Genomic DNA, 7,348 nt, shown 5'->3' on the forward strand with positions numbered 1-7,348 from the left:
GGCAATTAAGCTGAAAAGACGGCGTTGATGTTAGCGGGCTCCATTCCGCGCCTGGTCAAGAAACCAGCACCATCGGCAGGTGCAGCACGGCGCGCACTCCGCCCGACTGAGCATTCTCAACCGTCACCGTGCCGCCATGCAAGGCCATCACCTCGCGCACGAAGGGCAGGCCCAGGCCCGTGCTTTTGGCGCCATCCGGGCGCGGCAGCGAGTAGAAACGCTCGAACAGCCGCTCGCGCGCGAACGCGGGAATGCCGGCGCCGCAGTCGCTCACGCTGATGATCACCTCGTCCCCCACTGTCTCGGCGCGCATGGTGATCACCCCGCCCGGCGGCGAGAAGTCGATGGCGTTGTCGAGCAGGTTGCCCACCGCCTGGCGCAGCAATAGCGGGTCGCCTTTCACGATCAGCTTGTCGATAAAGGTTTCCAAGCTCAGCCCGCGCGCGAGCAAACGCGCCGACACATCGGCCCGCACCTCTTCGGCCAGGCTGCGCAGCGCGACCGTCTCCGGCGCGCTCAGGCGTTGCTGCTTTTCCACGCGAATGAGGGCCAGCAACTTGTCGATCAGTTGCTTCTGGCGCAGGTTCTGGTTCAGGATATTGTTCAGGAAATGGCGGCGCTCGGCGGCCGGCATGTCTTCCTGCATCAGCTCGGCCGAACCCTGGATCGCCGCGATCGGGCTCTTGAGCTCGTGCGCCAGGGTGTGCATCAGCTCTTCCACGTATTCCTTGCCTTCGAGCTGGTTGCGCATCGCTTCGAGCGCGCGCCCGAGCGTGCCGATTTCATTGTTGCCGAGCGCCGGCAAGGTGGCCTTGCGGCCGGCCTCGACATCGGCGATGTAGCGCATCAGCATTTGCAGGGCGCGGTTGAGCCAGTAGGCGAAGGCCATCCCGATCAACAGCGACAGCACCAGCAGCACGGCGCCGCGCGTGAGGATGATGCGCTGGCTGCGCTCGACGAAGGGTTGCACGGTCGAGACCGGCTTGGCGACGGTCAGCACGCCGATGATGCGCTCGCCATCCATGATCGGCGCGGCCACGTGCATCACGGCGCTGGCGTCGTCGGACCTGGCGTCGCGCGTGCTGCGCGCGCCGTATTCGCCGCGCAGGGTCAGGTAGACATCGTTCCAGCGCGAATAATCCTTGCCCAGGTCGTGCCCGCTGGAGTCGAAGGTGACGCGCCCTTGTACATCGGTGATGTAGACCCGGTAGTTCAGGCTGCGCTTGTTCACGCCATCGATCGAGACGTCCACATGGCGCCGTCCGAACGATTGCAGGCGCGCGAGAATCCGGGAATCGTCCATGCTGCCCGCCTTGACATCGTCGGCGACGACCTCGGCCAGCAGGTGGGCGGTGTCGAGCAGGGTGTCTTCGAGGGTCGAGCGCACGCCCGGCTTGACCTGGGCCACGAACACGTTCAGCAAAAACCACGCAGCCAGCCCGACAATCAGAAAATAGCCGAGCAAGATGCGCAGGCCGATTCTCATGGGCCCGCCAGGCTGTAGCCCATGCCGCGATGGGTCTGGATCGGATCGTCGTCGGCGTCGACCAGGCGCAGCTTGGCGCGCAGCGACTTGATATGGGCGTCGACGGTGCGGTCGAGCGTATCGGGCGCGTCGGCCCAGACCCGGTCCATCAGCTGCGCACGCGAGAGCACATGGCCGGGCCGCTCGCACAGGGCCTTGAGTAGCAGGTATTCGTAGCGGGTCAGCTCAAGCGCCCGGGCGCGGTACAGGATGCGCGCCTCGGCCTCGCGGATCTCGAAGCGCGCGCCCGGCGCGACGGCGGCCGGCGGCGCCAGGCGGCGCAGCACGACCCGGATGCGCGCCACCAGTTCGCGCGGCGAGAACGGCTTGGTGACGTAATCGTCGGCCCCGATTTCGAGCCCGACGATGCGGTCGATCTCGTCACTGCGCGCGGTCAGGAAGATTACCGGGGCATTGCAAAACTGGCGCAGCTGGCGGCATACCTCGAAGCCGTTCATGTCGGGCAGGCCGACGTCGAGCACCACCAGCGCGGGCAAGGTGGCCGGCTCGGCGTCGCGCATCGCTTGCAGCGCCTGCGCGCCCAAGCTCACGTGGCGCGGTACGAAGCCGTCCGTGCGCAGGGCGTAGGCGATGCTGTCGGCAATGGCCAGCTCATCTTCCACTATCAGGATCGTTACGGGCATGCGCGGGCGTCGGGATTGGTCATGGCGACAGTATCCGGGGCGGGGCCGGCTCAGTCAACCGGGCGCCTGGCCTGCTTGTCGGGAAATTTTACAGTTGATCATGAAATTTCTTAACGGAAACTCATAAGCCGATGATACCAAACGTTAATTTCCAAATGGCATGTTCTTTGCTTGTACACCATGCTACCTTAACCAAAGTATAAGAAAGAATATCTTGTCCTCAAAATCATTCTTCGCAATCGCCCTGCTCGCTGCGGCCTGGATCTCCAACGCCCAGGCCACCATTCTCACCACCACCTCGCGCGGCGTGGTCAGCAGCGTGTACCAGAACACCCTCGACGACTTCGGCCCTGGCAACCTGGTCGGCAAGAAATTCCAGATAACGCTCACCTTCGACGACAGCAGCGCGACCCGCGACAGCTACCTGAACCAGTATGAAGCGCTGTACGGCCTCAATCTGTTCAGCGCCCGCGTTACCGTCGATGGCGTAACGCGCAACTACCAGCACACCGGCAATTTCCAGCAGCAGACCGCCAACGGCGCTTCGGCCGGGACGCCGTGGGGATCGGACCAGGCGTTTGCCGGCGTGAACTGGACCACGCGCGAGGAAAGCATCTACGCCTATCACGGCATCGAATCGATGGATCACTTTTTTGCCGGCGCCAAGGCCAGCCTGACCACGCCCTTCTCGGCCACGCTGCGGCCGGACCTGTACGAGTACATGACGAAGCAGGCGCAGTTTGGCCATAGCGACGCGCTCTCGGGGCGCTCGACGGTGTTCTACGGCGAGATCGAGGAGTTTTCGATGAGTACCGTGGCGGTGCCGGAGCCGGTCAGCCTGGGCTTGCTGGGGCTGGGCGCGCTGGCCATGCTGGGGGCGCGGCGCCGCGCGCGATCGGTCCGATAGCGCCAGCGACCCAGCGCCTGGTTTTGCGCTGGCTCAAAGTTATGACGGGATAGTGCTGGACTGGCGCGAATACCGGCCTGCCTGAATTGCCTCGGGTAAATATGCATGCAAGGATGGAGACTCAATCACCGGAGTTTCCATGCCGGATCCGTCATCGCCCGTCCAGGCAGAGCCATCCCCGCCGCGTCCCCTGTTCCGCCTTCAGGCGCTGGAGCACGCCGGCGCCCGCCAGTACGGCCAGGTCATCCTGGCGCGCTCGCCCGGCCAGCGGGAACTGACGATCCTGTTCGCCGGCCTGGCGCTGTCCATCGTGGCTTTCTTCCTCTGCTTCAGCACCACGCGCAAGGCGCAGTCGCAGGGACTGTTGCTGCCCACTGGCGGGGTGATCCGCGTGATTCCCGGCCGCGTCGGCGTGGTCATGGAAAGGCGCGTGCGCGAAGGCCAGCAGGTCGCCGCCGGGGACGTGCTGGTCGTGGTATCCGGAAAACGCACGATCGCGGCGGCCGGCTCGACCGAGCAAACCGTGGCCGCACTGTTGAACCAGCGGCGCGACAGCTACCGCGCCGAGCTCGACAAGGTGATCGTGCAAGCCGCCCAGCGCAGCGGCGGGTGGACGATATCGGCGCCGAACTGGCGCGCGTGGTGGAGCAGATCGCGCTGCAGGAAGACCGGCTGGCCCTGGCGCGCGAAGCGTTCGGCCGGTACCAGAGCCTGGCCCGGACCAACTATATATCGCCCAACCAGTTAAGCGACAAGCGCGCCGAACTGCTCGATCAACGCCAGCGCCTGGCCGAGCTGGTGCGGATAAAGACGGTGACCGAACGCGCCGCCACCGAAGCGCGCGCGCAGATGCAGGACATTGCGCCGCAGGCGGACCGTGAACGCGCAGCCCTGGAGCGCAGCATGCGCGCACTCGAACAGGACCTGGCCGAAAACCAGGCGCAAAGCGACATCGTGCTGCGCGCCCCGATCGACGGCGTGCTCACCGCGCTTGCCGGCGACATCGGCCAGACCGTCACCCCGGAGACCGGCCTGGCTGCCATCCTGCCGGCCAGCACCTGGCGCGCGTGCGCGATGTGGCGGACACCTCGTCACGCCCGGCCGACACCGCCCTGGCATCGGCGGGCGCGGCCGAACCGATGTACCGCCTGCGCCTGACGCTGGACCGGCAGTCGGTGCAAGCCTACGGCAAGCCGGTGCCGCTCAAGTCGGGCATGCTGGTCGACGCCAGCATCGCGCTCGACCACCGCCGCCTCTACGAATGGGTACTCGAACCCCTGTTCACCATTTCCGGGCGTTGACGGGCGGCCCGGACCGACTGCGTTCTTACGATATCGGAACCACCATGCATTTCCACGAACGGCTGCAACAAACTTTCTGGCCCGGCAAATCACTCCCTATCCTGCTCCAGACCGAGACGGCCGAATGCGGGCTGGCCTGCCTGGGCATGGTCGCCAGCTATTGGGGGCACCGGGTCGACCTGGCCAATCTGCGCCGGCGTTTTTCGGTCTCGCTCAAGGGCGCCACCCTGCGCAGCCTGATGACCATGGCGCAAGCGCTGGCGCTGCAGCCGCGTCCCCTGAAACTCGAACTGGACCAGGTAGCGCAGCTGAAACTGCCCTGCATCCTGCACTGGGACCTGAATCACTTCGTGGTATTGAAATCGGTCTCGGCGACCCACGTCGTGATTCACGACCCGGCGGTCGGCATGCGCCGTCTGCCTCTGTCGGAATGCGGCAAGCACTTTTCTGGCGTCGCGCTCGAATTGCTGCCGTCGCAGCAATTCAAGCCGCAAAACGAGATCCAGCAATTTTCGCTGTATTCGCTGATGGGCGGCGTGACCGGACTGAAAAGCGGCCTGGCGCAGATCCTGGTGCTCGGCCTGGCGCTGCAGGTGTGCGCGCTGGTGGCGCCCTTCTATATGCAATGGATGGTCGACGAAGCGTTGCTCTCAGCCGACCGCGACATGATCACGGTGCTCGGCTGCGGCTTTTTGCTGCTGGTGCTGCTGCAGACTGCGCTCGGCGCGGTACGCTCGTGGGTGACCACGGTGCTGTCGACCAATCTGAACGTCCAGTGGCTCAGCAACGCCTTCGGCCACCTAATGAAACTGCCGCTGTCGTATTTCGAAAAGCGCCACACGGGCGACATCGTGTCGCGTTTCAGTTCGATCCGCGCGATCCAGGAAAGCCTGACCCAATTCGTCGAGGGGATCATCGACGGTTTCCTGGTGCTGGGAACCCTGGCCATGATGGTTGCCTACAGTGGAAAGCTGTCGGCGGTGGCCTGCATCGCGGTGCTCGTCTATATCGCCATGCGCTGTGCGATCTTCCGCAGCCTGCGCGAGGCCAATGCCGAACAGATTATCGACGCCGCGCGCCAGCAGACGCATTTTCTCGAATCGGTGCGCGGGGGTGCAGAGCATCCGCCTGTTCGGGCGCCACGATGCGCGCCACGCGGGATGGCTCAATACCCTGGTCGACCAGGTCAATGCCGAATTGCGGATCGCCAGGATGGCGGTGTCGTACCAGAGCGCGAATACATTTTTGTTCAATACCGAACGCGTGATCGTGATCTGGATGGCGGCGTTGCTGGTGCTCGATAACCGCTTTTCGGTCGGGATGATTTTTGCCTTCATCAGCTACAAGGACCAGTTCAGCAGCCGCATGGCCAGCCTGGTCGACAAGGTCTTCGAATTGGCCATGCTGCGCCTGCACGGCGAGCGTGTGGCAGATATTGTCCTCTCGGCGCCGGAAGAAACAACGGTGGAATGCGAAATCGATCCGGCATCGGTCTCGCCATCGGTCGAGATGCGCAAGCTGTCGTTCCGCTATGCCGACGGCGAACCGTTCATCCTGCAGGACCTGGACCTGACCATCCCCGCCGGCCAGTGCATCGCAGTAACGGGGCCATCCGGCTGCGGCAAGACGACCTTGATGAAACTTCTGCTCGGACTACTGGAGCCGACCAGCGGCGAGATCCTGATCGGCGGGGTCAAGCTGGGCCACCTGGGCTTGTCGAACTACCGCCAGATGATCGGCACCGTCATGCAGGACGATCATCTGTTCGCCGGCTCGATCTCCGACAACATCAGCTTCTTTGCCGAAACGCGCGACGACGAGCGGGTCCAGGGCAGCGCCCAGGCCGCCGCGCTGCATGCGGAAATCATGGCCATGCCGATGGGCTACAACACGCTGGTCGGCGACATCGGCACCGGCCTGTCGGGCGGACAGAAGCAGCGCCTGCTGCTGGCGCGCGCACTGTACAAGACGCCGCGCCTGCTGGTGCTCGACGAAGCCACCAGCCACCTCGACGTGTGGAACGAAGTGGCGGTCAACGCCTCGATCCGGCAACTGAACCTGACCCGCATCATCGTGGCGCACCGGCCGGAAACCATCGCGATGGCCCAGCGGGTAGTGGTGTTGCAGCAGGGGTCGATTTGCCAGGATATTGTGCAGGAAAGTGCACAGGTGGGCGTGCAGGATGATGCCGACAAGATGTGCGCGTAAACGCATCAGGGCCGGGTCCGTTCGCTGACAGCGAACTCGCCCGGCCCTGACTCGCCCGCGCACATCAATGCGCTGGCGGCAACACTGCAATGATTATTGCAGTTTGATTTCGACGTCGACGCCAGCTGGCAGGTCCAGCTTCATCAGCGCGTCAACGGTCTTGTCCGTTGGGTCCACGATGTCCATCAGACGCTGGTGCGTACGGATTTCGAACTGGTCGCGCGAGGTTTTGTTGACGTGCGGCGAACGCAGGACGTCAAAACGCTGGATGCGGGTTGGCAGTGGGACTGGGCCTTTGACAACAGCGCCGGTACGCTTGGCGGTGTCAACGATTTCCAGTGCGGACTGGTCGATCAGCTTGTAGTCGAACGCTTTGAGGCGAATGCGGATTTTCTGGTTTGGTGCGGACATGGTAATTCCCTTAAAAAGAACGAACCGGCATGAAGCCGGCAATATGAATTTTTTGCTTGGCACATCAGGCAAGAAAGCAAGTATACCTGCTTTCCTGCCTTTGACTACGAATTACTTACCAGCGACTTCGCTGAGAATCTTTGCAACAACACCTGCACCAACGGTACGGCCACCTTCGCGGATGGCGAAACGCAGGCCTTCTTCCATCGCGATCGGGTTGATCAGCTTGACGGTGATCGACACGTTATCGCCTGGCATAACCATTTCTTTGTCCGCTGGCAACTCGATCGAACCAGTCACGTCCGTGGTACGGAAGTAGAACTGTGGGCGATAGTTGTTGAAGAACGGGGTG

At 63.5% G+C, this 7,348-nt stretch carries 8 protein-coding genes and 2 pseudogenes; 6 read left to right on the forward strand and 4 right to left on the reverse strand.

Annotated features, from left to right (window positions below; genetic code table 11):
- Positions 1 to 55: 55 nt before the first annotated feature.
- Positions 56 to 1,486, reverse strand: coding sequence for a two-component system sensor histidine kinase CreC (gene creC / locus F2P46_RS30055; protein ID WP_166897227.1), 1,431 nt, complete (start codon positions 1,484 to 1,486; stop codon positions 56 to 58).
- Entirely contained in the window at positions 1,483 to 2,169 is a 687-nt protein-coding gene (gene creB / locus F2P46_RS30060) for a two-component system response regulator CreB (protein ID WP_166897229.1), read from the reverse strand. Before creB ends, creC begins: the two co-directional genes overlap by 4 nt.
- A 214-nt stretch (positions 2,170 to 2,383) precedes the next feature.
- On the opposite strand from creB, the gene F2P46_RS30065 reads away from it, so the two are divergent.
- The 6 genes and pseudogenes from F2P46_RS30065 to F2P46_RS38625 all read left to right on the forward strand — a co-directional run bounded on the left by F2P46_RS30065 (position 2,384) and on the right by F2P46_RS38625 (position 6,585).
- Positions 2,384 to 3,076 (forward strand): PEP-CTERM sorting domain-containing protein, encoded by a 693-nt coding sequence (locus F2P46_RS30065; RefSeq protein WP_166897232.1) that lies wholly within the window; start codon positions 2,384 to 2,386, stop codon positions 3,074 to 3,076.
- A 139-nt stretch (positions 3,077 to 3,215) separates the two neighbouring features.
- The gene (locus F2P46_RS30070; RefSeq protein WP_166897235.1) at positions 3,216 to 3,824 is read left to right on the forward strand and encodes a hypothetical protein; all 609 of its coding nucleotides are present in this window, start codon (positions 3,216 to 3,218) and stop codon (positions 3,822 to 3,824) included.
- The gene (locus F2P46_RS30075; RefSeq protein ID WP_166897237.1) at positions 3,719 to 4,234 is read left to right on the forward strand and encodes a hypothetical protein; all 516 of its coding nucleotides are present in this window, start codon (positions 3,719 to 3,721) and stop codon (positions 4,232 to 4,234) included. The genes F2P46_RS30070 and F2P46_RS30075 overlap by 106 nt, the downstream gene beginning before the upstream one ends.
- Positions 4,216 to 4,377 (forward strand): hypothetical protein, encoded by a 162-nt coding sequence (locus tag F2P46_RS30080; protein ID WP_166897240.1) that lies wholly within the window; start codon positions 4,216 to 4,218, stop codon positions 4,375 to 4,377. Before F2P46_RS30075 ends, F2P46_RS30080 begins: the two co-directional genes overlap by 19 nt.
- A gap of 146 nt (positions 4,378 to 4,523) precedes the next feature.
- Positions 4,524 to 5,411 (forward strand): annotated as a pseudogene (locus F2P46_RS38620) (cysteine peptidase family C39 domain-containing protein); the annotation flags it as partial.
- 16 nt (positions 5,412 to 5,427) lie between these two features.
- Positions 5,428 to 6,585 carry a peptidase domain-containing ABC transporter gene (locus F2P46_RS38625; RefSeq protein ID WP_368737975.1) on the forward strand — a complete coding sequence of 386 codons (1,158 nt, stop codon included), beginning with the start codon at positions 5,428 to 5,430 and terminating at the stop codon, positions 6,583 to 6,585.
- A gap of 93 nt (positions 6,586 to 6,678) precedes the next feature.
- Here F2P46_RS38625 and rpsJ read toward each other — a convergent pair whose 3' ends face one another.
- Together rpsJ and F2P46_RS30095 are read right to left on the reverse strand one after the other, a co-directional pair.
- Entirely contained in the window at positions 6,679 to 6,996 is a 318-nt protein-coding gene (gene rpsJ / locus F2P46_RS30090; RefSeq protein WP_005663509.1) for a 30S ribosomal protein S10, read from the reverse strand.
- Between the two features lie 111 nt (positions 6,997 to 7,107).
- Positions 7,108 to 7,348, reverse strand: a pseudogene (locus F2P46_RS30095) (elongation factor Tu); the annotation flags it as partial.

It is taken from the genome of Massilia sp. CCM 8734 (assembly GCF_011682155.1).
GTDB classification, from domain to species: domain Bacteria; phylum Pseudomonadota; class Gammaproteobacteria; order Burkholderiales; family Burkholderiaceae_D; genus Telluria_A; species Telluria_A rubra.

Excerpts from the sequence above, each read along its gene's own strand:
- creC (WP_166897227.1), bottom strand. The coding sequence starts at position 1,486 with ATGAGAATCGGCCTGCGCATCTTGCTCGGCTATTTTCTGATTGTCGGG.
- creB (WP_166897229.1), bottom strand. The coding sequence starts at position 2,169 with ATGCCCGTAACGATCCTGATAGTGGAAGATGAGCTGGCCATTGCCGAC.
- F2P46_RS30070 (WP_166897235.1), top strand. The coding sequence starts at position 3,216 with ATGCCGGATCCGTCATCGCCCGTCCAGGCAGAGCCATCCCCGCCGCGT.
- F2P46_RS30080 (WP_166897240.1), top strand. The coding sequence starts at position 4,216 with ATGTACCGCCTGCGCCTGACGCTGGACCGGCAGTCGGTGCAAGCCTAC.
- F2P46_RS38625 (WP_368737975.1), top strand. The coding sequence starts at position 5,428 with ATGCCGAACAGATTATCGACGCCGCGCGCCAGCAGACGCATTTTCTCG.
- rpsJ (WP_005663509.1), bottom strand. The coding sequence starts at position 6,996 with ATGTCCGCACCAAACCAGAAAATCCGCATTCGCCTCAAAGCGTTCGAC.